Below are 22293 nucleotides of genomic sequence, written 5' to 3'. Positions count from 1 at the left end.
CTTTACGACAACGACTTCCCCACCTGCTCCAGCATATCCTTCGACAGCCCCGGCACCGCCATGATCCGGTCCAGCTCCGCCCGCATCCGCTCGCCCCGTGCGCGGTCGAACCGGCGCCAGCGGCCCAGCGGCGGCAGCATCTTGGCGGCGGTCTGCGGGTTGATCCGGTCGAGCGCGATCAACTGGTCGGCCAGGAAGCGGTAACCGGCGCCATCCGCCCGGTGGAACGCCTTCTGGTTCATGCTGAACGCGCCGATCAGCGCGCGGGCGCGGTTCGGGTTGGTCAGCGTGAAGTCGCGGTGCCCGGCCAGTTCCGCGACCTGTTCGAACGCATCGGCGCGCGTCGACAGCGCCTGCGTCGTGAACCACTTGTCGAGCACCAGCCCGTTGTCGCGATAGCGGTTGTAGAAGATGTCGAGCGCGGCGATGCGGTCGTCCGAATCCGAATTGACCAGCGTCATCAGCGCGCCCTGCCGATCGGTCATATTGTCCGCCTCGCCGAACTGGGCAAAGGCGATGGCGTCGGCGTCGCTCGCCCCCGATGCGGCGATATAGCCGAGCGCGACGGTGCGCAGCCGGCGCTTGCCCTTGGCATCGGGCGTATACTCGAACGCTTGCGCTTCCGTCGCGGCATAGGCGGCGCGCCATTCGGGCAGGAGCGCACGGCCGATATCGCCGCGCAACGCCTCGCGCGCGGCGAAGATCGCGTCGGGATCGACCACGCCCATCTGGTCGCCGATGAAGCTGTCGGATGGCAGCAGCACCGCTTCTGCCACGAACGCGCGGTCGAGCCGGTCGTCGGTCAGCGTGTTGGCGATGGCGTCGATCACCGCGGCGTGATCGCCGTGTCCGCTTGCGACCGAGGCGACCAGCGTATCGAGCATCAGCTGCTGCATCGCCTCGTACCGCGCGAACGGATCGTCGTCATGCGCGCTCAGGAAGGCGAGGTCGGCCGAGGTCCGGTCGGTCTCGACGATCACCGGCGCCGAGAAGCCGCGATTGATCGACAGGACCGGACGTTCGGTCACCGTCTCGAAGGTGATCGTCGCCGCATCCTCGTCGAACAGGAACAGGCGTTCGTCGCTTAACGGCCGGCCGGTTTCCGCGCCGAACAGGCGGAGTTTCAGCGGCAGGACCATCGGCTGCTTGTCCGCCTGTCCCGGCGTCGGCGGCACGCTCTGGCGCAGCGACAGCGTGGCGCGGCCGCCGCCGGGCACATGGTCCAGCGTCGCCGACACCCGCGGCGTACCCGCCTGTTCGTACCAGCGGCGGAAAGCGACCAGGTCGACGCCCGAGGCGTCCTCCATCGCCACCACGAAATCCTCGCACGTCGCCGCGGTGCCGTCATGGCGGCTGAAATACAGGTCGGTGCCGGCGCGGAACGCGGTGTCGCCCAGGATCGTGGCGATCATCCGCACCACTTCCGCGCCCTTGTTATAGATGGTGGCGGTGTAGAAGTTGCTGATTTCCTGATATGCATCGGGCCGGATCGGGTGGGCGAGCGGCCCGGCATCCTCCGGAAACTGCGACGCGCGCAAACTGCGCACAACCTCGATCCGCCTGACCGCAGCCGACCCCTGGTCCGCAGAAAATTGCTGGTCGCGCAGGACGGTGAACCCTTCCTTCAACGACAGCTGGAACCAGTCGCGACAGGTGACGCGGTTGCCCGACCAGTTGTGGAAATATTCGTGCGCGACGACCGCGGCGACGCCGTCATAGTCGTAATCGGTCGCGGTATCGGGGTCCGCCAGGATGTAGCGGCTGTTGAAGATGTTCAGCCCCTTATTCTCCATCGCCCCGAAATTGAAATCGTCGACCGCGACGATGTTGAACACGTCGAGGTCATATTCGCGGCCATAGACGCGCTCGTCCCACGCCATTGACGTCTTGAGCGCGCGCATCGCATGGTCGGTCTTGGGCAGGTCGGGCGCGCGGACCCAGATGCCGAGCTCGACCTCGCGCCCCGATGCCGTCACGAACTGCGCGCGATTGGCGACCAGATCGCCGGCGACCAGCGCGAAGAGGTAGCAGGGCTTGGGGAAGGGGTCGTGCCATTCGGCCCAGTGACGCCCATCGTCCAGATCGCCCGCCGCGACCGGATCACCGTTCGCCAGCAGCACCGGGAAGCGCGCCTTGTCGGCGGTCATCTTCACGCGGTAGCGGGTGAGGATGTCGGGCCGGTCGGGGAAGAAGGTGATGCGCCGGAACCCTTCTGCCTCGCACTGGGTGCACAGATTGCCGCCCGAGGCATAGAGCCCCATCAGCTGGGTATTGCCGGCCGGATTTATTTCGACCTCGGTCACGATTTCGTGCGCGTCACCGGGCAGATCGAGGATCAGCGCACCGTTTTCCAGCCGCCAGTCGTTGCGAGCCGCCCCGTCGACCGCGACCGCCAACGGGGTCAGCCCGTCGCCGTCGAGCCGGAGCGGCCCGTCGCCGTGGCGCACCACCGACAGCGTGGCCCGCACCCGTGTGACCGCGGGGTCGAGGTCGAATTCCAGAGCGATTTCCGGGACCTGCCACACCGGCGCGCGATATTCGCTGCGCCGGATCACGGGCGGGACCATCGGGCTACGCGTCGCATCGACCATCATCATCCTCGACTTTCAATCTGCCACCGGGCCCGCGTTGCGTGGGGCCGCGGCACAAGCTACGCCTGTATCTATGATCGCTTGTCGAAGGATTCCAATGTTCCGTCCAGCCTTGTTGCTCGGTCTTCTCATCAGCACTGCCGCGGTCGCACAGGATGCGCCGCCGGCCCCCGCTCCCGCCGCCCCCACCGCCGCCGAGATGCAGGCGCGCAATACCGAACTGAACGCCGTCCTGCCGCCGGCACAGGCGGCGATGAAGGCGCATGTCATGTTCCTCGCGAGCGACGCGATGCGCGGGCGCGATGCCGGGTCGCCCGAATATGATATCGCCGCCAACTACGTCGCGTCGCAATTCTACGCCGCCGGGCTGCGTCCGGCCGGCGACGCGGGCAGCTATCTGCAGCGGGTGCCGCTGATCCGCATGAACGCCGCCGACAAGGGCACGCTGAGCCTGAACGGCCAGCCGCTCACCTTCGGCGCAGACTATCTGCCCGGCGTCGATCCGCGCGCGGCGGAAGCGGCCTTCAACGGACAGGTCGTCTATGTCGGCTATGGCATCGTCCGCCCGGGCCGCGACGATTATGCCGGCCTCGACGTGCGCGGCAAGATCGTGGCGCTGGTGCGTGGTGCGCCCGAAGGGCTCGACAGCGAGGAATCGGCGCATTTCGGCGGCATCCCGACCAAGGCGGCGATCGCGAAGGCCAAGGGCGCGGTCGGCGTGATCGCGCTCCAGACCCCGGCGGTGGCCGAGCGCATGTCGATGGCGAAGATGGCGGCCGGCTATCAGAGCCCGAGCGTCAGCTGGGCCGAAGCGAACGGCACCGGCCATGTGATGGGCGGCGGCGTGCCGACCATCGCGACGCTCAGCCCGGCGGGTGCCGAAAAGCTGTTCGCCGGATCGGGCACGACATGGACCAAGGCGGCGACGGCGCTGTCGGGCAAGGGACCGTTCCGTGGTCTCGCACTGAAGCCCGCCCTCGCCGCGACGCTGAAGACCGAGATCAAGCCGCTGCCGAGCTACAACGTCGCCGGTATCCTGCCCGGCAGCGATCCCACGGTCGCGCCGGAAACCGTCGTGCTGTCGGCGCATCTCGACCATGTCGGCGTGGGTACGCCGAACAAGAAGGGCGACACGATCTACAACGGCGCGATGGACAATGCGGTCGGCATCGCCTCGCTGATCGAGGAGGCGAAGCGGTTCAAGGCGGCGGGCAAGGCGCCGCGCCGCTCGATCCTGTTCCTCGCGGTCACCGCCGAGGAAAAGGGGCTGGTCGGATCGGACTATTTCGCCAACAACCCGACGATCGAGAAGGCGCGGATCGTCGCCGACGTCAATCTCGACATGCCGATCATCACCTACAAGTTCACCGACGTCATCGCGTTCGGCGCGGCGCGCTCGACGCTGGGCGATATCGTGAAGCGCGCGGCGGCGACGGCAGGCGCGACCTTCTCGCCCGATCCGATGCCGGAAATGGCGCTGTTCGTGCGCTCGGATCACTATCGTTTCGTGCAGCAGGGCGTGCCGTCGGTGTTCCTGTGGCCGGGCACGTCGGGGCCGGGCAAGGCGGCGGTCGATGCGTTCTTCGCCAACAACTATCACCAGCCGTCGGACGAAGTGGTGCAGGGCCCGCCGATCGACTGGGAATCGGGCGAACGCTTCATCAACGTCAATTACCAGATCGCCCGCGACATCGCCGACGCCCCACAGCGTCCGGCGTGGAACAAGGGCGATTTCTTCGGCACGCTGTATAACGGGTACGGCGCGAAGTAAGCGGGGCGGGGATTCGCCCCCGCTTCCGCATACCGTCGCCGCAGCGCAGGCTGGGGCATTCCCGTGGTGGACGTTGCGCTTCGCCACGGGGAGATTCCAGCCTGCGCTGGACTGACGATTTTTGCGCGACCCAAAGGAATTGTCGATGCGTGCCCTGCTCCCCCTGTTGCTACTGGCGGCGCCTGCCACCGCCCAGACCGCGCCGCTGACCCCGGACGAAGCGGCGATGCGCGCGCATGTCGCGTTCCTCGCGTCCGACGAGATGAAGGGGCGCGAGCCCGGCACGCCCGAATATGACCGCGCTGCCGCCTATGTCGCGCAGCAGATGCAGACCGCCGGACTGCAACCGGCGGGCGATGACGGCAGCTACCTGCAAAAGGTCCCGCTCGCCTCCGCCGTGCCGGTGGGGCAGGGCAGCCTGACCGCCGCCGGGCGGCCCGCGCTCGCCTTCGGCACCGATTACCTGACCTCGACCAGCTTCCTCGACCCCGATTTCAAACGGACGGGCGAGGTGGTGTTCGTCGGGCGCGGGGTGGTCGATCCGGCGCACGGGATCGACGATTATGCCGGGCTGGACGTGCGCGGCAAGATCGTCGCCTATCTCTATGGCGCGCCTGCCAGCCTGCCGAGCGAGATCCGGGCGCATCTGGCCAGCGGCGATACCAAGCGCGCCGCCGCGGCGACGCATGGCGCGATCGGCGTGATCCAGATCGAGAATACCGAACAGACGCATCGCTATCCGTTCAGCTATCTGATGTCGATCTATCGCAGCCCGCGCATGACGTGGGTGGCGAAGGACGGCCGCCCGCATGTCGCCGGTGCCGCGGCCCCCTCGATCGCGTCGCTGAGCGCGGCGGGCGCGGCCAGGTTGTTCACCGGATCGAAGCTCGACTGGGCGGCGGTGGTGAAGGCAGATGCCGCCGGCCAGCCATTGCCGCGCGGCACGACCGGCGTGACCGTGACCAGCCGTCAGCGTTCGAAGGTCACCCGCTTCGCCAGCAGCAACGTCGTCGGCGTGCTGCCCGGCAGCGACCCGGTGCTGAAGGGCGAATATGTCGCGCTGTCGGCGCATCTCGACCATATCGGCATTTCGACCGATCCGACGCTGCCCAAGGGCGCCGACCGGATCAACAACGGCGCGATGGACAATGGCGTCGGCACCGCCGCGATGATCGAAGTGGCGAAGCAGTTCGCCGCCGATCCACGCAAACCGCGCCGCAGCCTGATTTTCGTCAGCGTGACGGCGGAGGAAAAGGGGCTGATCGGCAGCGAGTATTTCGCCACCAACCCGACGGTGCCGAAGGGGGCGATCGTCGCCGACGTGAATCTCGACATGCCGATCCTGTCGTACCGGTTTCAGGACATGGTCGCGATCGGCGCCGACCATTCGACCGTGGCGCAGGCGGTGGCGCGCGCGGCGGGCAAGCGCGGTATCTCGCTCAGCCCCGATCCCGAGCCGGAAGAGGCGATCTTCGTCCGGTCCGACCATTACAGCTTCGTCAAGGCGGGCATTCCGGCGGTGTCGCTCGACACCGGATGGAAGGGACCGGGCAAGGCGGCGGTCGCCGACTTTCTGGAGCATCGCTATCACCAGCCGGGCGATGACATGAACCAGACGTTCGACTGGACGGCGGGGCGGATGTTCGTCGCGATCAACCACGACATCGCCCTCGACCTCGCCGACGCGACCGAACGGCCGAAGTGGAACAAGGGCGATTATTTCGGGGTGCTGTATGACGGCTATGGCGCAAAGTGATCCGCGCTACGCTTCCAGACCGGTTGCCAGAAACGTCATCCCAGCGGAGGCTGGGATCTCCCCATGGCCGAAACGCGCTCCTTGCCGCAGGAGGCCCCAGTCTGCGCTGGGGCGACGCTATGGACGGATTGCGCTAAGCCGATGCGCCTCCTGATCTTTGGGCTGGGCTATGCGTCGCGTGCGATCGCCGCGCGGCTCGAACCGCATGGCTGGCGGGTCGTCGGTACCACCCGCGACGGCCGCGACGGCAGCATCGCCTTTGCCGACCACGACCGCATCCGGTTCGAGGGGCGACAGGCGACGGCGATCCTGTCCAGCGTACCGCCCGATGCCGACGGCGATCCGGTCCTCGCCACCTATCGCGACGTGTTGACCGGACCGACGCTCGCCTATCTGTCGTCGACCGGCGTGTACGGCGATGCCGATGGCGGCTGGGTCGACGAGCGCACACCGATCGCCGGTCGCCGCGCCAATCGCAACGCGGCGGATGCGGCATGGCTGGCGCTGGGGGCGCGCGTGTTCCGCCTGCCCGGCATCTACGGCCCCGGTCGCTCGCCGCTAGACCGCGTCGCTGCGGGCGAGGCGCACCGCGTCGATCGCCCCGGACAGGTGTTCAGCCGCATCCATGTCGCCGACATCGCCGAGGGGGTCGCGCGGGGCCTGTCGGCGCCGGCCGGGGCATATAACCTGTCCGACGATTGCCCCGCGCCACAGAACGACGTCGTCGCCTATGCCGCGCAGCTGCTGGGACTTGCGCCGCCGCCGTTCGTGCCGCTGGAATCGCTCGGCCCGATGGCGCGCGCTTTCTATGCCGAGAATCGGCGTGTGGCGAACGGGCGGGCGAAGCGGGTGCTGGGCTGGCGCCCGGCCTATCCCGACTACCGGTTCGGCCTGCGCGCCTTGAGCGCCACCACCAGCCCGGCCAGCGCCAGCAACGCGCCGCCGCCCGCGAGCGGCGACCAGCGGTAACCTTCGAACAGCGTCGACAGCAGCATCGCGATCACCGGCACGACCACGCCGTTATACGCCGCCTTGGCCGGGCCGATCGTGCGGATCAGCCCGTAATACAGGGTGAAGGCGACCGCCGAGGCAACGATGCCGAGGTACAGCAACCCGCCGACATAGGACCAGCGCCAGTCGAACACCGGTGCCCCGACCGTCGCGCCGGCATAAGCCGCGTCGATCGCCGCGCCGATCAGCATCGATACCCCGAGCAACGGCACCATCGGATAGGCTTTCGCGGTCGAGGTCGCCTGCATGACATTGGCGACCGACGCGGAAAACACGCCGGCCAGCGCGATGGCGAGCCCCAGCACCACCGCCGAACCATTTTCGGGATGTTCGCGCGCCTCGTGCAGGAACAGCAGCGCGACGCCAGCGAGCGCGATCACCGACCCGACCAGCAACTGCCGCCCCATCCGCTGGCCGAGGAAGATGCGCGCGAGGAGCGCATTGGGCACCACCAGCAGCGCGTACATCAGCGCGACCAGCCCCGACGTCACATATTGTTCGGAGCGGTAGACGAAATTGAAGTTGAGGCAGAACTGCGCGAAGCCCAGGCCCAGCGCGAAGAGCAGCCCGCGGCGGTCGAGCGCGATGCGGTCGCCGCGCCACCATGCCCAGAGCAGCATCGTCACCCCGGCGATGACGAAGCGATAGGTGACCGACCACGACGCCGGGACCACGCCCAGTTGGTCGCGGATCACGATCCACGTCGATCCCCAGATCAGCGTGACGATGAAGAAGGGGATCAGGACCGCCGGGGTCGCCGAACGCGGGGTTCCGCTCATAGGTTGGCGATCGCCTGCGCGAGTGGGGCGACGGTCGCCGTATCCTGGTCCCACGCCACCACCAGCCGCGCCTGGCCGGCGCCCCAGTCATAGAAATCAAACCCTTGCGCGCGCAAGGCGGTGGCCTCCTCGGCGCTCAGGCGCAGGAACACCTCGTTCGCCTCGACCGCGTGGACCAGCCGGTCGCCGGCGGCCCGTGCCAACATCGACGCCCCGATGTTGGCACTGCGGGCATTGGCCAGCCACACGTCACCCTCCAGCATCGCCAGCAACTGCGCCGCCAGAAACCGCCCCTTCGACGCCAGCAACCCCGCCCGCTTGCGCCGATAGTGCGCAACCTTCGCCAACTCCGGCCGAAAGAAAACCAACGCCTCCGCCGACATGCCGCCATTCTTGATGAAGCCGAACGACAACGCGTCGACACCGGCTTTCCACGTCACGTCGGCAGGCATGCAGCCCAGATGCGCAACGGCATTGGCGAACCGCGCGCCGTCCATGTGCAGGCCGAGACCGCGTGCCTTGGCCAGATCGCCGATCGCCGCGACCTCATCGGGAGTGTAGACCCGCCCGGCCTCGGTCGCCTGCGTGATCGAGATCGCGTGCGGCTGTACCTGATGCACGTCGTTGCGGATCGTCGACAGGAACGCCGCGATCGTTGCGGGCGAGAGCTTCGCGCCGTTGCCGTCCAGCAGCATCAGCTTGGCGCCGTGCGTATAGAATTCGGGCGCGCCGCCCTCGTCATTCTGGATATGCGCCTCGCGGTGGCACACGATGCCGCCATGCGGCGGGCACATCGCGGTCAGCGCGAGGCAGTTGGCCGCCGTGCCCGAGGGAACCCACAACACCGCGACCTCGCAGCCGAACAACTCGCCGAACCGCGCGTCGAGCCGCCGGCTCAGCGCATCGCCGTCATAGGCGGTGTCCTGCCCGTTCGCAGCGACGATCGCGTCGAGGACGGCGGGACAGGCAGGGGCGGCGTTGTCGGAAAAGAAGCGCATTGCAGCGTGTTGGCGGTGCAAGGGGCGGGGGTCAATGCCGGTTGCCGCACGCGAGCGGTGGACTCTTCGTCACCCGGGCCTTGAGCGGGGGGGCCGCTTCTCCTCAAGGGTTGCAGAAGAAGCGGGACCCCGGATCAGTCCCGGGTGACGGTTTGGTAGGGGCGCGCGATATCTCTCTGGTCACTCCCGCGGAGGCGGGAGGCCATATGCGCTGGCGTTCACGGTCATGTCACGGGCGTGGCGGCTATGGATTCCCGCCTGCGGGGGAATGACGAAGAGGGGCGTTATTGCTCGTCCTCCTCCGGGGCGCGCCGCTCCTCGGGCGGTACCGGCTCATCCTCGCGGCGGCGGCGTTCGCGCGGGTCGAAGCGGACCTGTCCGTCGCGGTCGAGCGAGACGTCGAAGCCCAGGCCCTCGACCGTTACCGGCCCTTCGTCGGGAATGCCCAGCACGTCCTGTACCGCGTCGATCGCATTGTCGATCGGTTCGGGTTCGGGTGCTGGCGCCGGGATTGGGTCGCGGATGTTCAACGCCTGGCGCATGAAATCGCGCCAGATGCGCGCGGGCAGGCCGCCGCCGGCCAGCCCCGGATTGGGCGTGTTGTCGTCATTGCCCAGCCACACCCCCGCGACGATCCCGCCGGCATAGCCGACGAACAGTGCGTCGCGATTGTCCTGCGTCGTGCCGGTCTTGCCGAACGCATCGACCGGCAGGTTGGCGGCGATGCCGGTGCCCTGCCGGATCGAGGCGGCGAGCAGCGTGCGCATCCCTTCCAGCTCCTGCCGTGACAGCGTCCGCCGGGTCGAGCGCAGCCGGTCGAGCCAGCTCGGTTCGTTCGCTTCCGCCAGCCCGCGCGGGATCACCGGTGCCTCGCCTGCCGCTATCGCGGCATAGGCGCTGGTGAGTTCGAGCAGCGATACCGTCGAAGTGCCGAGCGCGATGGAGGCTTCGTTGGCGATCGGCGTCGAGATGCCGAGATCGCGCGCGGCGCGGATGACGTTCTTGACGCCGACTTCCTTGGTCAGGCGCGCGGCGGCGACGTTGCTCGACCGTTGGAACGCGCGCTCCAGCGAGATCGTGCCGAGATAGCGCCCGTCGCTGTTGCGCGGCTTCCATTCGCCGATCGTCACCGGTTCGTCGAGTACCTCGCTGTCGGGGGTCAGCCCCGAACGCATCGCGGCGAGATAGACGAACAGCTTGAACGTCGACCCCGGCTGGCGCCGCGCCTGCACCGCGCGGTTGAACGGGCTGGTGCCGTAATTCTTGCCGCCGACCATCGCGATCACCCGGCCGTCGGGGCGCATCGCGACGATCGCGACCTGCGTCTGCTTCAAGCCGGCGTTGCGCACCGCGCGTTCGGCGGCACGCTGCATGCGGATTTCCAGCGTCGTCGTGACCTTGCGATCCGCCCCAACGCCGCCTTCGCGGTCGCGCGCCTGTGGCAGGACCCAATCGGCGAAATAGGTGCCCGAGGGCAGCGTGCTGTTGTCGGTGACGCGCAGCACCGCGGGCTTCACCCGGTTCGCTTCGGCCGGGGTCAGGTAGCCGGCCGCCTCCATCGCGCCGACGACCACCGCCTGCCGCGCACGAGCGCCCTTGAGGTTGCTGGTAGGCGCCAGGCGCGACGGCGCCTTTACTAGTCCCGCCAGCATCGCCGATTGGCCGACGGTCAGGTCCTTCGGCGCGCGGCTGAAATAGTGGCGCGCGGCTGCGTCGAGGCCGTACGCATTGTCGCCGAAATAGGCGTTGGACAGATACCGGGACATGATTTCGTCCTTGGTCAGCCACGCCTCCAGCCAGAAGGCGATCAGGACCTCGCGAATCTTGCGTGCTGCCGTCCGATCCGAATCGAGGAACGCGTTCTTGGCGAGCTGCTGCGTGATTGTGCTGGCGCCCTGTCGCACGCCGCCCGCCGCGGTGTTGGTCCACATCGCCCGCGCGATACCGCGCGGATCGATGCCCCAATGGGTGCGGAAGCGGCGGTCCTCGATCGCCATGAAGGCTTCGGTGACGTGCGCGGGCAGCTTGGTCGCGTCGACCGGCTTGCCGATGTTGGCGCCGCGCTCGGCGATCGGCGTGCCCTCCGCCGACAGCAGCGTGATCGACGGCGGGGCGGGCGGTTCGAGCGATTTGGAGAGCGGCGCGGTCAAAGCGAGCCAGCCGATCGCGATCACCAGCAGGACGATGAAGACGCCGAAGCCGCGCATGATCCAGCGCAGCCACCAGCGCAAGGGCCGCTTTTTCCCCGGCGAAACCGGCGCAGACGGGGGAGGCGGCGGATCGCCGGCACCGGGGAAGCTGCGGTCGTAGTCGGCCAGTGCCTCGTCGAACGCCGCCAGCCGCCGCCGCCGTTCCAGCGCGTCGCCGGTCAACGGGGTCGACAGGCGACCGATCCGGCTGGGATCGATCGGGCCGGAGGGCGGGGACGGGGGATCGTAAGCCATGGTACTGACCGTGTATTATCGGTCTGATACAGCCTCGGCAAGCGCGGTTGCGGCGGGGTGAGGGTGCGGGGCGGACGGTGTCCGGAACCACACGGGCGCACCGAACGCTAGGGGCCGGTAATGTTTGGGAGAATCGCCGTGGACGACGATCGCATCTGGAACTTCGAGGAAAGCCTGTGGACCGCTGACGCGGCCCATTACGAGGAATCGGTCGACGACGAATGCCTGATGGTGCTGCCGAGCCCGCCGTTCGTGTTCACCGGCCGTCAGGCGATCGACGCGGTCAAGGACACGCCGCGCTGGGAACAGGTGTCGTTGACCGAACGCCAGGTCGCGCGACCGCAGGAAGGGCTGATCGTCGTCGCGTACAAGGCGGAGGCGCACAAGGGTGGCGAGGCGTACGTTGCGTATTGTACTTCGACCTATCGCTGGATCGAGCATGAGGTTTGGACGGTCGTGCAGCATCAGCAGACGCCGCCGCTGACGTCGAAGGGCGGGTGAGCAGCGCTTGGCGTCGTCATTCCCGCGCAGGCGAGAATCCATTGCCGCTGACGTTTGCGAACGAGTCGTCGCCGTTGCGTGTATCGGTCCCCGCCTGCGCGGGGACGACTGGGGGGGCGGATACGTCGCCCCAGCGCAGGCTGGGGCCTCGAGCGGCTCTTGCCCCGTGCTGTAACCGGGAGATCCCAGCCTTCGCTGGGATGACGTTCTGGTTCGATGAGGCTGAATGGCACCTTCGGGTCGATCCCATCGTCATCCCGGACTTGATCCGTGGTCCCGCTTCTTCCTTCCGACCGCAGTAGGAAGCGGGACCCCGGATCAAGTCCGGGGTGACGGGAAGGCAGGCGTTTTGCTCCAGACGACAACGATCGCGTGGGTGACGTTCGAAGGTCGATCCGCCCCTACCGCCCCACCGCCGTCAACATGACCCCGCTGGTCGTCCGCGGCGGATCGAACGTCATCGGATCATGCCCTACGGCCGGATGATGCACCTTCGACACCCGGCCTTCGTCGCGCATTCGACGGTCGGCCTCTTCCCATGTAGGCAGGGTGGTGTCGTCCTGTGTCCAGTGGGCGATGCTCGCCTGATCGCACCACCGCAGCAGCTTTGGCATCGCCCGGCGGTGCGGCCCGGTGGTCATGTATGCGCGCATCGTCGCGGCATCGTCCCACAGCGTCATCGTCCAATAGGTCCGCCGCCGATCGGCCAGCATCCGTCCGCCGAGATAGCCGTCGGCCCGCTTGACCTGCCGCGCGCTCGACAACGTATCGATCAGGAACGCGGGCAGGAAGCGTACCGCGCGGATGCGTAGCCGGGTGATGCTGACGAACGGCATCAGGCCTCCAGCTCGACGTCCCAGTACAGCCAGTCGTGCCACGTTTCGTGCAAATGGTGGGGCGGGAAGCGGCGCCCCTGTTCCTGCAGCTGCCAGCTGGTCGGGCGGATCGGCTGAACGTGAAGCGGCATCGCCGCCTGTTTGGGCGTCCGGCCACCCTTGCGCAGGTTGCACGGGGCGCAGGCGGTGGCGACATTCTCCCACGTCGTACGGCCGCCCTGTGCGCGGGGGATGACGTGATCGAAGGTCAAATCGTGCGTCGCGCCGCAATATTGGCAGCTGAACCGGTCGCGCAGGAACAAGTTGAAACGGGTGAACGCCGGGAATTCCGACGGCCGCACATATTGCTTGAGCGCGATCACCGACGGCAGTTTGATGCGTGCGGTCGGGCTGCACACTTCGCGGTCATATTGGTCGACGATGTCGACCCGGTCGAGAAACACGGCCTTAACCGCTGTCTGCCATGGCCAGACGCTGAGCGGGTAATAGCTCAACGGCGTATAGTCCGCGTTGAGCACCAGCGCGGGACAGCCATCGGGATGGCGGAGGCGATCGGGATGGTACATGAAGTCCCCCTCGCGTAAACGTCGCCGCCGATATGATCGGCAACGATGACGCGGACATGACAGCACGGGGCAATGTCGAAAGTCAAACCGGCGCGGTCGTCACCCGTTTCGCACCGAGCCCGACGGGCGGGCTGCATGCCGGCCACGCGCTGGCGGCGATCGAATCGCACGACCGCGCGCGGCGGGTCGGCGGGCGGTTTCTGCTGCGGATCGAGGACATTGATGCGGGGCGCAGCCGGCCGGAACATGTTGCGGGCATCCTCGCCGATCTGCGCTGGCTCGGCCTCGCCTGGGACGGCGAGGTCGTGTTCCAGTCGGCGCGGATGGCGCGCTACGCCGCCGCGCTCGACCGGTTGCGCGGGCGGGAGCTGATCTATCCGTGCTTCTGCACCCGCGCCGATATCGCGCGCGAAGTGGCGGCCAGCGCGTCGGCGCCGCATGGGGTCGATGGCGTCGTTTACCCGGGGACATGTCGGCATGTCCCGGCCGATGTCGCTGCGGCGCGGATGGGGGAGCCGCATGCGTGGCGGATCGACATGGCGCGGGCGGTGGCGCGGGCCGGGCCGCTTGACTGGTATGACGAGATCGCCGGGCGGGTCGTCGCCGATCCGCTGGCGCAGGGCGACGTGGTGCTGGCACGCAAGGATGCCGGGACCAGCTATCATCTGGCGGTGACCGTCGACGATGCGGCGCAGGGCGTGACCCATGTCGTGCGCGGGCTCGACCTGTTCGCGGCGACGCATGTCCACCGGCTGTTGCAGGCGCTGCTCGCGCTACCAGTACCGGTGTGGCGGCATCATGCGCTGCTGCTGGGGCCGGATGGGCAGCGGCTGGCCAAGCGTAACGGCGCGCCGACGCTGGCGGCGTTGCGCGCGAGAGGTGTCGACGGGTGTGGCTTTGCCGACGCGGTGCGTGCCGGCACGCTACCCATTGGCTTTACGATGGCGAATGCCTAGCTTGACCGCATGAACACTTTCCTCGTCCTGTTGCTGATCGCGGCGATGATCGCAGTCGTCGTCGCGCTGATCCGCGGCATCGTGTCGTTCCTGGCACAGGGGTCCGCCGAAGTGCGCGGCGAAGGGCCGAGCGAACATGCGATCAAATCGAACAAGATGATGCAGGCGCGCGTGTTGTTTCAGGCGATCGCAATCCTGATCGTCGTCGTGCTGCTGTTCATGGCCGGCCGCACCTGACCCCGTGGTAAAGCTGACGAAAATCTACACCCGGACCGGCGATGGCGGGACGACCGGGCTGGTCGACGGATCGCGCGTGGCGAAGGACGCCGCGGTGATGCAGGCGATCGGCGACGTCGACGAGGCCAATTCGGCGCTGGGCGTGGCGATCGCCGCGCTGGGCGGTCATCCGGACACCGCGACGCTGCTGACGATCCAGAACGACCTGTTCGACCTGGGCGCCGATCTGGCGACGCCGCCGGCGATCGAGGGCGCGCTCCGGATCGTGCCCGGACAGGTGACCGCGCTGGAGACGGCGATCGACCGGGCCAATGCAGGCTTGTCGCCGCTGACCAGCTTCATCCTGCCCGGTGGATCGACGGCGGCTGCCGCGTTGCATCTGGCGCGGGCGATCGTGCGCCGGGCGGAGCGGTCGGCGGTGGCGGCGTCCCATGACGCGGCGTTAAATTCGCATCTGCTGGCCTATCTCAACCGGCTGTCGGATTTTCTGTTCGTTTTTGCGCGACTTGTGAACCAAAGCGCCGGCGGAGACGTTCTATGGGTACCGGGCGGGGAGCGTCCGAAACCCTAGGAGCGATCATGATGCGAGCGACACCGGCCGATCGGTCCGATCCTGCGCTCGTCCATCGCTACCGTGCCGTCCGATCACTGACCGACGATCTTGCCGCGCCGCTGTCCGACGCCGATGCCACCGTGCAGTCGATGGACGATGCATCGCCGGTCAAATGGCACATGGCGCATACGACGTGGTTCTTCGAAACCTTCGTCCTGCGCGATCATGTGCCGGGCTATACGCTCCACGACGAACGCTTTCCGTTCCTGTTCAACAGCTATTACGAGGCCGAAGGGCGCCGCCACGCCCGTGCGCGACGGGGGATGATCACCCGCCCCAGCCTCGACGAAGTGCGTGCCTATCGTGCCGCGGTCGATGCGGCGCTGGTCGCGGCGTTTCCCGAGCTTAGCGATGCGGCGCTGGAGCTGGTGGCGTTGGGCTGCAACCATGAGGAGCAGCATCAGGAATTGCTGCTGACCGACATCCTCCACCATTTCAGCGAGAACCCGCTCGAACCCGCGATGTTCGCGCCCGAGCCGAAACGTCCGGTCGCGGTACCGTCGCCGATCGGCTGGATCGAGCATTCGGGCGGCATCGCGCAGGTCGGCCATGGCGGAACGGGCTTCGCGTTCGATTGCGAGGGGCCGCGCCACGACCAGCTGCTCCACCCCCATGCGATTGCCGACCGCACCGTCACCAACGGCGAATGGGCAGCGTTCATCGCAGACGGCGGCTATGCCGATGCGCGGCTGTGGCTCGCCGATGGCTGGGCATGGGTGCAGGCGAACGGGATCGATGCGCCGCTCTATTGGGAACGCCGCGATGACGTCTGGACCCGCTTCGGGCTGGACGGGCGGCGCGCGATCGATCCCGCCGCGCCGGTGACGCATGTCAGCTTCTTCGAGGCCGATGCCTATGCCAGCTGGGCCGGCGCTCGCCTGCCGACCGAGTTCGAATGGGAGGCCGCCGCCGCCGCCCATGACCCGGCGGGCGGCAACCAGTTGGACCACGCCCATGCGGTCGAACCGCGCCCGTCGGCGGGTGGCCCGGCGTTCTTCGGTGATGTGTGGCAATGGACCGGCAGCGCGTACCGGCCGTACCCGCGCTTCCGGACCGTCGAGGGCGCGGTCGGCGAATATAACGGCAAGTTCATGAGCGGGCAGTTCGTCTTGCGCGGATCGTCCTGCGCCACGCCGCGCGGGCATTCGCGCGCCTGCTACCGCAACTTCTTCTACCCCCATCAACGCTGGCAGTTCACCGGCGTCCGGCTTGCAAAGGATCTGTGATGCTCAGGAGCGACGACGTGCCGATGGCGACCCGCACCGATCCCGCGTTCCGCGCCGATGTGCTGGCCGGGCTGTCGCTGTCGCAAAAGGCGATCCCCGCGCGCTGGTTCTACGACCGCAAGGGGTCGGAGCTGTTCGAGGATATCACCCGCCTGCCCGAATATTACCCGACCCGTGCCGAAACCGCGATCCTCAGGACGATCTGCCCCGAGCTGGTCGGTGCAGTCGGTGACGGGGTGGCAGTGGTCGAGTTCGGGTCGGGATCGTCGGTCAAGACGCCGATCGTGCTCAACTGCATCGAACCCGCCGCCTATGTCCCGATCGACATTTCGGGGGAGTTCCTGCGGGCGTCGGCGGCGACGCTCAGCAGCCAGTTCCCCGGCCTGCCGGTGCTGCCGGTCGAGGCCGATTTCATGCACCCCGTGCCGCTGCCGCCGCAGGTCGCGGACATGCCCAAGCTGGGTTTTTTCCCCGGATCGACGATCGGCAACATGGAGCCGCTGGCCGCCGGCACGCTGCTGCGCGCGATGCGCGACTGGCTGGGCGAGGGCGCGATGCTGCTGATCGGGATCGACCGGGTCAAGGACGAGGCGACGCTGGTCGCCGCCTATGACGATGCGGCCGGGGTGACAGCGGCGTTCAACCTGAACCTGCTCGACCGGATCAACCGCGAGCTGTCGGGCACGGTGCCGGCGGACGCCTTTGCGCACGAGGCGCGCTGGAACGACGATGCCGCGCGGATCGAGATGCACCTGCGCGCGACGCGCGACGTGGAGTTCACGGTGGACGGCCGGTCGTTCGCGATGCGTGAAGGCGAGACGATCCACACCGAGAACAGCCATAAATATGGTGACCGCGACGCGCGGCTGCTGTTGCGCTGTGGCGGATGGACCCCGGTACAGCAATGGTGCGGCGACGGCACGTTCTGCGTGATCCTCGCCGAAGCGCGGCCGGTGCCGATCGCCCCGTGATCCGGTTCTTCGTTGCGATTGCCGTGTTGACCGCTGCGCTGCCCGCCGCCGCGCGCGACCTGACCGTGATGAGCCTCAACATCCGCCTGCCCGCCGACGGCGACGGCGCGAACCGGTGGGAGTTACGCCGCGACCTGACTGCCGGGACGGTCGGACGCGCCAATCCCGACGTCATCGGGACGCAGGAATTGTTCAAGCGACAGGGCGACGATCTGGTCGCCCGCCTGCCACGCTATCGCTGGATCGGGGTCGGACGCAGCGGCACCGGCAAGGCCGATGACGAGCATATGGGCATCTTCTACCGCGCCGACCGGTTGACGGTCGAACGCTGGGGTAATTTCTGGCTGTCGGACACGCCGGAAGTGCCGGGCAGCATCAGCTGGGGGCATCCCTATCCACGGATGGTGACGTGGGCGATCTTTCGGGAGCGGGACGGCAAGCGGTTCGCGATGTTCAACACGCACCTGCCCTATCGCGCCGAGGACGAGGCGGCGCGCGAGAAGGGCGTGGCGCTGCTGGCGTCGCGGATACCGGGGATCGCCAGCGATTTGCCGGTCGTGGTGACCGGCGATTTCAACACCGTGCCCGACAGCGCGACCCATCGGCGGTTGGCGCAGGAGCTGACCGATGCGTGGACCGCAACGCGCCAACGTAGCGGGCCGGAAGCGACCTTCCATGGCTTTACCGGCAAGCCTGACCGGCGGATCGACTGGATTTTCACGCGGGGCTTTACGCCACTGTCGGTGACGACGATCGATAGGCGCAAGGGGAATGTGTTTCCCTCGGACCATTATCCGGTCGTGGCGACCCTGCGGCATTGATCCCCGGACCAAGTCCGGGGTGACGTTACCCAGTTACTACAGGTTTAGCGGATCACTTGCGCGGTCCACGTCCGGATGAAGTCCGGATTGCCGCGACATTCGTCCATTACGCGCTGCTCGATCAGGCGGAAGCGCGTGCCGTCCCACGCATAGCGCTGGACCACGCCGCAATCGCCGAGCCCGCGCCCCTTGGCGAAGGTGTCGAGGATGCCGTCCTCGAACGTCGCGTTATAGGCCAGATCACCGTCCGAATCCCCCGCGACCGGCGTATCGAACGAGACCGGCACCGCCGCGCCGCGCTCGATCACGAACAGCGCGGACAGGACGTTATACGCCCCTTCCGCGCAGGGCACGATCGCCAGCGTGCGCGGGCCGTCGAGCGTCTTGGTCGTGACGTCGGGCAGGTCGTCGTCGTCGCACTCGGCCATCTCACGCATGCGGGTGACGAGCAGCGGGTCGAGCAACGCCGCCTCGCCCCGGATCGTCGCGACGCGGACGATCGGCAGCGGCGGGGCGGGGCGGGTGTCCGGCTTGGTACCACGAGCGACGATCGCGCCGGTGGTACCGACGCGTCCCTGCCGGTCGTCGATCCAGCGCAGCGCCGCCGATGCGCCAGTAAGCGGCAGGGTCGTGACAGTCTCGCCCTTGGCATCGATCAGGGTGAGGGTTCTGCCCGCCGCCAGCTTCGCGGCGAGCGCCAGTGCCGGTGCGCCGGTCAGCACGATAGCCTCGTCCTGCTGCGTGCCGCCGCGCGCGACCGCTTCGCCATCGACCTGCGCGGTCAGCGGCAACGCGATCGTCGCCTGGCTGCGCAGCCGGATCGAGACCGGGGCGTCGGGGCCGGGACCGCGTTCGATCGACAGGGTGAGCGCAGGGGCGTCGCCCTCCTCCGGCATCAGCGATCCTGCCTGACAGGTGCCGCCATTGTCGCAACCGACCGCCCAGTCGCCGAATTGGGTGAGCGGCAGCGGGCGGGGCGGGGTCGCTGTGTCGGTCGCCGGCGTGACAGGCGTCGGCGATGCGCTGGGCTGCGGTGCGGGTGGCTCCGACGCGCCGTTGCAGGCGAGGAGCGTCAGCGGCAGGGCGAGGGACAGGAAACGGCGCATGGAGGTGCGATACCGGCATGCACGCCCGATCGAAAGCCGCTATTGCCGCGTTCGAGCCGTACAACGGCAGCGTAGAGAGGACGAACGATGAAGACGATTGGCGTGATCGGCGCAGGCCAGATGGGGGCGGGCATCGCCCAGGTATCGGCACAGGCGGGCTATGCGGTGCTGCTGTCCGACGTATCGGTCGAGCGGGCGCAGGCGGGCAAGGACGGTATCGCCAAGCAGCTGGCGCGCGCGGTGTCGAAGGAGAAGATCGCGCAGGCCGATGCCGACGCCGCGCTGGCGCAGATCACGCCGATCGGCGATCTGGCGGCGATGGGCCCCTGCGATCTGGTGATCGAGGCGGCGACCGAGCGGGAAGCGATCAAGCGCCAGATCTTCGAAACCGTCGGCAAGGCGTTGTCCGATACCGCGATCCTCGCCAGCAACACCTCGTCGATCCCGATCACCCGGCTGGCGCAGGCCGCGCCCGATCCGGCGCGCTTCATGGGGGTGCACTTCTTCAATCCCGTTCCCGTGATGGGCCTGATCGAACTCATCCGCGGCCTTGCCACCAGCGACGCGACGGTCGCGGCGGTCGAGGCGTTCGGGCAGAGCCTGAACAAGCGGATCGTCCATGCCAACGACGCGCCGGGCTTCATCGTCAACCGCGTGCTGATGCCGATGCTGAACGAAGCGTGCTTCGCGCTGGGTGAGGGCGTGGCGACGATCCCCGATATCGACGCGGCGTGCCAGCTGGGGCTGAACCACCCGATGGGGCCGTTCACGCTGGCCGATTTTATCGGGCTCGACACCTGTCTGGAGATCACCCGCGTCCTGTTCGAAGGGACCGGCGATCCCAAGTTCCGGCCCGCGCCGCTGCTGGTCAAATATGTCGAGGCGGGTTGGTATGGCCGCAAGGTCAAGCGCGGCTTCTACGACTATTCGGGCGCGGAGCCGGTGCCGACTCGGTAAAGGACGCTTGACGTAAAGCAGGCTTGTCATGTAAAGCGTCCTTCACAATAGTGGAGGACGCTTCGATGCCCGTATCGCCGGAAATCAAACGCTATACTGTGCGCCTGTTGAGCGTGATGACGCTGTACGGCGTTACGCTGGTCGGTGTGAACCTGTGGTTCCGCTACGCGACACCGACCGGCGTGTTGGCCTATGTCGCCGCCGTGCTGCCGGCGGTACCGATCGCGCTCGTCTTCGTCGTGATCGGCAAATTGCTGGTCGAAATGCGCGACGAATATATCCGGGCGCAGATGGTCCACGACCTGTTGATCGTCACCGGCGCGACCTTGTCGATCACCACCGCGTGGGGGTTTCTTGAAGGGTTCGGCCTCGTCGCGCCCACGGCGCATTACTATGTCGCGACACTGTGGTTTGCCTTGCAGGGCGTCGCCGCCTGCGTACGCGGCATCCTGCGGTCGCGGGAGCGGTCGGTTGGATAACCACCTGCGTGCGCTGCGTGCCGCACGCGGCTGGTCGCAGCAGCATCTGGCCGAGCGGCTGGAGGTGTCGCGCCAGAGCGTGAACGCGATCGAGACGGGGCGCTACGACCCTTCGCTGCCGCTGGCCTTTCGCATCGCCGAGCTGTTCGAACTGGCGATCGAGGATGTGTTCGTCAGTCCCTCGCGGGGGTGAGGCGGATCGGCAGGCCGTTCGCTATGCAAGGCAACTGTTCCATTCCTGACGTCACTCCCGCCCGGGCGGGAGTCCATATCCGCCAGCGTTGCGAATCCCGCCAAAACGTCAGCGTTTATGGATTCCCGCCTGCGCGGGAATGACGAACATTCATGATTACCGCTGGATGTCGATCAAACCGCTAGATGAACGTGGCCACCGTCGCGCGGTAGATCGCGGGCAGGATGATGCCCTGCAGGATGCCGATCAGCACCAGCACCACAAACGGCGCGAAGTCGAGCGCGCCGAAATCGGGCAGGATTCGCCGGATCGGGCGGTAGATCGGTTCTGTCACCGTCTGAAGCCCGCGATAGAGCGAGCGGATGAAGTCGTTATGCGTGTTGATGACGTTGAACGCGATCAGGATCGACAGGAGCGCCTGTACGATGATGATCCACCACACCACGTTCAGCAGCACCTGAATGATATCGAGCAGGACGTTCAACGCATCGGGCCTTTCGCGAGTTCGCTTCGACTATAGGGACGCGAGGGCGCCCGTCCAACCCTCAGGCGTGAACGAGGGTGCCCGCACCCTGTTCGGTGAAGATTTCGAGCAACATGCCGTGCGGTACGCGCCCGTCGAGGATCACCGCCGCATCGACGCCCTGCGCCACCGCCGCCACGCACGTCTCGACCTTCGGAATCATGCCGCCCTTGATCGTGCCGTCGGCCTTCAGCTCGGCGATGCGCGTTGCGTCGAGATCGGTCAGCAATTCGCCGGTCTTGTCGAGCACGCCGGCGACATCGGTCAGCAGGAAGAAGCGCGACGCCCCCATCGCCCCGGCGATCGACCCGGCCATGGTGTCGGCGTTGATGTTGTAGGTCTCACCATCGGCGCCCAGCGCGACCGGCGCGACGACCGGGATGAAGCCGTCACGCGCGAGGCTGTGGAGGATCGTCGGGTCGACCGCGACCGGCGTGCCGACAAAGCCCAGGTCGACATGGCGTTCGATCCCCTGCGCCCGGTCGGGCTCGCTGCGCCCGACCTTTTCAGCGGTGACGAGGCGCGCGTCCTTGCCCGAAATGCCGACCGCCTTGCCGCCGGCCTGCGCGATCCAGGCGACGATTTCCTTGTTGATCTTGCCCGCCAGCACCATTTCCGCGACCTCGGCGGTGGCGGCATCGGTAACGCGCAGGCCGTCGACGAAGCGCGACTCGACGCCAAGGCGCTTGAGCATCGCACCGATCTGCGGACCGCCGCCATGGACGACGACGGGATTGATGCCGACCTGTTTCAGCAGCACCACGTCCTCGGCGAAGTCGCGCGCCAGTTCGGGGTCGCCCATCGCGTGGCCGCCATATTTCACCACGAAAGTGCGACCGGCATAGCGTTGCAGATAAGGCAGCGCCTCGGTCAGCGTTTCCGCCTTGGCGAGCATCTTCGGATCGGGTGCGTTGGTCATGGCGCGCGCTTTAGCGGGGTCGGGGTTTGGAAGGAAGAA

General features: G+C 67.5%; 22 protein-coding genes. 13 read left to right on the top strand and 9 right to left on the bottom strand.

Annotated elements, in window-relative coordinates; all coding sequences use genetic code 11:
- Positions 1-2: 2 nt before the first annotated feature.
- Positions 3-2591, bottom strand: a complete 2589-nt coding sequence (gene pepN, locus MF610_RS13905) for an aminopeptidase N (protein ID WP_242199180.1) — start codon at positions 2589-2591, stop codon at positions 3-5.
- A 97-nt stretch (positions 2592-2688) separates the two neighbouring features.
- On the opposite strand from pepN, the gene MF610_RS13900 reads away from it, so the two are divergent.
- The 3 genes from MF610_RS13900 to MF610_RS13890 all read left to right on the top strand — a co-directional run bounded on the left by MF610_RS13900 (position 2689) and on the right by MF610_RS13890 (position 7087).
- The gene (locus tag MF610_RS13900; RefSeq protein ID WP_242197983.1) at positions 2689-4362 is read left to right on the top strand and encodes a M20/M25/M40 family metallo-hydrolase; all 1674 of its coding nucleotides are present in this window, start codon (positions 2689-2691) and stop codon (positions 4360-4362) included.
- A gap of 145 nt (positions 4363-4507) precedes the next feature.
- On the top strand, positions 4508-6118 hold the full coding sequence (locus MF610_RS13895; protein ID WP_242197929.1) for a M28 family metallopeptidase: 1611 nt from the start codon (positions 4508-4510) through the stop codon (positions 6116-6118).
- Positions 6119-6259: 141 nt separating this feature from the next.
- Entirely contained in the window at positions 6260-7087 is an 828-nt protein-coding gene (locus MF610_RS13890) for a Rossmann-fold NAD(P)-binding domain-containing protein (protein ID WP_242197925.1), read from the top strand.
- On the opposite strand, the gene MF610_RS13885 is transcribed toward MF610_RS13890, so the two are convergent.
- The 3 genes from MF610_RS13885 to MF610_RS13875 form a co-directional block, all read right to left on the bottom strand.
- Complete coding sequence (locus MF610_RS13885; RefSeq protein ID WP_242197907.1) at positions 6997-7908, bottom strand: DMT family transporter; 912 nt, start codon at positions 7906-7908, stop codon at positions 6997-6999. The genes MF610_RS13890 and MF610_RS13885 overlap by 91 nt on opposite strands.
- The gene (locus MF610_RS13880) at positions 7905-8906 is read right to left on the bottom strand and encodes a threonine aldolase family protein (RefSeq protein WP_242197888.1); all 1002 of its coding nucleotides are present in this window, start codon (positions 8904-8906) and stop codon (positions 7905-7907) included. The genes MF610_RS13885 and MF610_RS13880 overlap by 4 nt, the downstream gene beginning before the upstream one ends.
- Positions 8907-9190: 284 nt before the next feature.
- On the bottom strand, positions 9191-11350 hold the full coding sequence (locus MF610_RS13875) for a transglycosylase domain-containing protein (protein WP_242197885.1): 2160 nt from the start codon (positions 11348-11350) through the stop codon (positions 9191-9193).
- A 138-nt stretch (positions 11351-11488) separates the two neighbouring features.
- On the opposite strand from MF610_RS13875, the gene MF610_RS13870 reads away from it, so the two are divergent.
- Positions 11489-11851 carry a nuclear transport factor 2 family protein gene (locus MF610_RS13870; protein ID WP_242197881.1) on the top strand — a complete coding sequence of 121 codons (363 nt, stop codon included), beginning with the start codon at positions 11489-11491 and terminating at the stop codon, positions 11849-11851.
- A gap of 401 nt (positions 11852-12252) precedes the next feature.
- Here MF610_RS13870 and MF610_RS13865 read toward each other — a convergent pair whose 3' ends face one another.
- A complete protein-coding gene (locus MF610_RS13865) occupies positions 12253-12687 on the bottom strand; it encodes a DUF3291 domain-containing protein (RefSeq protein ID WP_242197879.1) in 435 nt (144 codons plus the stop codon).
- Positions 12687-13253: an HNH endonuclease gene (locus tag MF610_RS13860; protein WP_242197876.1), complete on the bottom strand. Its 567-nt coding sequence runs from the start codon at positions 13251-13253 to the stop codon at positions 12687-12689. The genes MF610_RS13865 and MF610_RS13860 overlap by 1 nt, the downstream gene beginning before the upstream one ends.
- Before the next feature lie 56 nt (positions 13254-13309).
- Here MF610_RS13860 and gluQRS point away from each other — a divergent pair, with 56 nt between their 5' ends.
- Genes gluQRS through MF610_RS13830 form a run of 6 tightly spaced genes read left to right on the top strand, consistent with a single transcriptional unit; the run spans position 13310 to position 18077 of the window.
- Complete coding sequence (gene gluQRS / locus MF610_RS13855) at positions 13310-14209, top strand: tRNA glutamyl-Q(34) synthetase GluQRS (protein ID WP_242197873.1); 900 nt, start codon at positions 13310-13312, stop codon at positions 14207-14209.
- 9 nt (positions 14210-14218) lie between these two features.
- Complete coding sequence (locus MF610_RS13850) at positions 14219-14446, top strand: twin transmembrane helix small protein (RefSeq protein WP_242197871.1); 228 nt, start codon at positions 14219-14221, stop codon at positions 14444-14446.
- A 4-nt stretch (positions 14447-14450) separates the two neighbouring features.
- Positions 14451-15017, top strand: a complete 567-nt coding sequence (locus MF610_RS13845; RefSeq protein ID WP_242197867.1) for a cob(I)yrinic acid a,c-diamide adenosyltransferase — start codon at positions 14451-14453, stop codon at positions 15015-15017.
- 11 nt (positions 15018-15028) lie between these two features.
- Entirely contained in the window at positions 15029-16285 is a 1257-nt protein-coding gene (gene egtB / locus MF610_RS13840) for an ergothioneine biosynthesis protein EgtB (protein WP_380870564.1), read from the top strand.
- A complete protein-coding gene (egtD, locus tag MF610_RS13835) occupies positions 16285-17256 on the top strand; it encodes an L-histidine N(alpha)-methyltransferase (protein ID WP_242197861.1) in 972 nt (323 codons plus the stop codon). Before egtB ends, egtD begins: the two co-directional genes overlap by 1 nt.
- Complete coding sequence (locus MF610_RS13830) at positions 17253-18077, top strand: endonuclease/exonuclease/phosphatase family protein (protein ID WP_242197858.1); 825 nt, start codon at positions 17253-17255, stop codon at positions 18075-18077. Before egtD ends, MF610_RS13830 begins: the two co-directional genes overlap by 4 nt.
- Positions 18078-18121: 44 nt before the next feature.
- Here the strand turns inward: MF610_RS13830 and MF610_RS13825 are convergent, their stop codons facing one another.
- Entirely contained in the window at positions 18122-19183 is a 1062-nt protein-coding gene (locus tag MF610_RS13825) for a DUF1176 domain-containing protein (protein WP_242197855.1), read from the bottom strand.
- 87 nt (positions 19184-19270) lie between these two features.
- Between MF610_RS13825 and MF610_RS13820 the strand changes: the two genes are divergently transcribed.
- The 3 genes from MF610_RS13820 to MF610_RS13810 all read left to right on the top strand — a co-directional run bounded on the left by MF610_RS13820 (position 19271) and on the right by MF610_RS13810 (position 20812).
- A complete protein-coding gene (locus MF610_RS13820; protein ID WP_242197852.1) occupies positions 19271-20140 on the top strand; it encodes a 3-hydroxyacyl-CoA dehydrogenase NAD-binding domain-containing protein in 870 nt (289 codons plus the stop codon).
- 65 nt (positions 20141-20205) lie between these two features.
- A complete protein-coding gene (locus MF610_RS13815) occupies positions 20206-20619 on the top strand; it encodes a hypothetical protein (protein ID WP_242197850.1) in 414 nt (137 codons plus the stop codon).
- Positions 20612-20812, top strand: a complete 201-nt coding sequence (locus MF610_RS13810; RefSeq protein WP_242197847.1) for a helix-turn-helix transcriptional regulator — start codon at positions 20612-20614, stop codon at positions 20810-20812. Before MF610_RS13815 ends, MF610_RS13810 begins: the two co-directional genes overlap by 8 nt.
- Positions 20813-20993: 181 nt before the next feature.
- Here the strand turns inward: MF610_RS13810 and MF610_RS13805 are convergent, their stop codons facing one another.
- Together MF610_RS13805 and argB are read right to left on the bottom strand one after the other, a co-directional pair.
- Positions 20994-21296 carry a YggT family protein gene (locus tag MF610_RS13805; protein WP_242197844.1) on the bottom strand — a complete coding sequence of 101 codons (303 nt, stop codon included), beginning with the start codon at positions 21294-21296 and terminating at the stop codon, positions 20994-20996.
- Positions 21297-21357: 61 nt separating this feature from the next.
- On the bottom strand, positions 21358-22254 hold the full coding sequence (gene argB / locus MF610_RS13800) for an acetylglutamate kinase (RefSeq protein ID WP_242197840.1): 897 nt from the start codon (positions 22252-22254) through the stop codon (positions 21358-21360).
- Between the last annotated feature and the right edge of the window lie 39 nt (positions 22255-22293).

Source organism: Sphingomonas hankookensis (assembly GCF_022664465.1).
GTDB classification, from domain to species: Bacteria; Pseudomonadota; Alphaproteobacteria; order Sphingomonadales; family Sphingomonadaceae; genus Sphingomonas; species Sphingomonas hankookensis.
The sequence above is the reverse complement of the archived record's forward strand: the minus strand, read 5'-3'. Positions and strand labels throughout refer to the sequence as shown.

What these genes read in the sequence shown, in the direction of transcription:
- MF610_RS13895 (WP_242197929.1), top strand. Translation starts at nt 4,508, where the DNA reads ATGCGTGCCCTGCTCCCCCTGTTGCTACTGGCGGCGCCTGCCACCGCC.
- egtB (WP_380870564.1), top strand. Translation starts at nt 15,029, where the DNA reads ATGCGAGCGACACCGGCCGATCGGTCCGATCCTGCGCTCGTCCATCGC.
- MF610_RS13875 (WP_242197885.1), bottom strand. Translation starts at nt 11,350, where the DNA reads ATGGCTTACGATCCCCCGTCCCCGCCCTCCGGCCCGATCGATCCCAGC.
- MF610_RS13885 (WP_242197907.1), bottom strand. Translation starts at nt 7,908, where the DNA reads ATGAGCGGAACCCCGCGTTCGGCGACCCCGGCGGTCCTGATCCCCTTC.
- MF610_RS13820 (WP_242197852.1), top strand. Translation starts at nt 19,271, where the DNA reads ATGAAGACGATTGGCGTGATCGGCGCAGGCCAGATGGGGGCGGGCATC.
- MF610_RS13900 (WP_242197983.1), top strand. Translation starts at nt 2,689, where the DNA reads ATGTTCCGTCCAGCCTTGTTGCTCGGTCTTCTCATCAGCACTGCCGCG.
- gluQRS (WP_242197873.1), top strand. Translation starts at nt 13,310, where the DNA reads ATGACAGCACGGGGCAATGTCGAAAGTCAAACCGGCGCGGTCGTCACC.
- MF610_RS13880 (WP_242197888.1), bottom strand. Translation starts at nt 8,906, where the DNA reads ATGCGCTTCTTTTCCGACAACGCCGCCCCTGCCTGTCCCGCCGTCCTC.
- argB (WP_242197840.1), bottom strand. Translation starts at nt 22,254, where the DNA reads ATGACCAACGCACCCGATCCGAAGATGCTCGCCAAGGCGGAAACGCTG.
- egtD (WP_242197861.1), top strand. Translation starts at nt 16,285, where the DNA reads ATGCTCAGGAGCGACGACGTGCCGATGGCGACCCGCACCGATCCCGCG.
- MF610_RS13865 (WP_242197879.1), bottom strand. Translation starts at nt 12,687, where the DNA reads ATGCCGTTCGTCAGCATCACCCGGCTACGCATCCGCGCGGTACGCTTC.
- MF610_RS13890 (WP_242197925.1), top strand. Translation starts at nt 6,260, where the DNA reads ATGCGCCTCCTGATCTTTGGGCTGGGCTATGCGTCGCGTGCGATCGCC.
- MF610_RS13850 (WP_242197871.1), top strand. Translation starts at nt 14,219, where the DNA reads ATGAACACTTTCCTCGTCCTGTTGCTGATCGCGGCGATGATCGCAGTC.
- MF610_RS13860 (WP_242197876.1), bottom strand. Translation starts at nt 13,253, where the DNA reads ATGTACCATCCCGATCGCCTCCGCCATCCCGATGGCTGTCCCGCGCTG.
- MF610_RS13825 (WP_242197855.1), bottom strand. Translation starts at nt 19,183, where the DNA reads ATGCGCCGTTTCCTGTCCCTCGCCCTGCCGCTGACGCTCCTCGCCTGC.
- pepN (WP_242199180.1), bottom strand. Translation starts at nt 2,591, where the DNA reads ATGGTCGATGCGACGCGTAGCCCGATGGTCCCGCCCGTGATCCGGCGC.
- MF610_RS13815 (WP_242197850.1), top strand. Translation starts at nt 20,206, where the DNA reads ATGCCCGTATCGCCGGAAATCAAACGCTATACTGTGCGCCTGTTGAGC.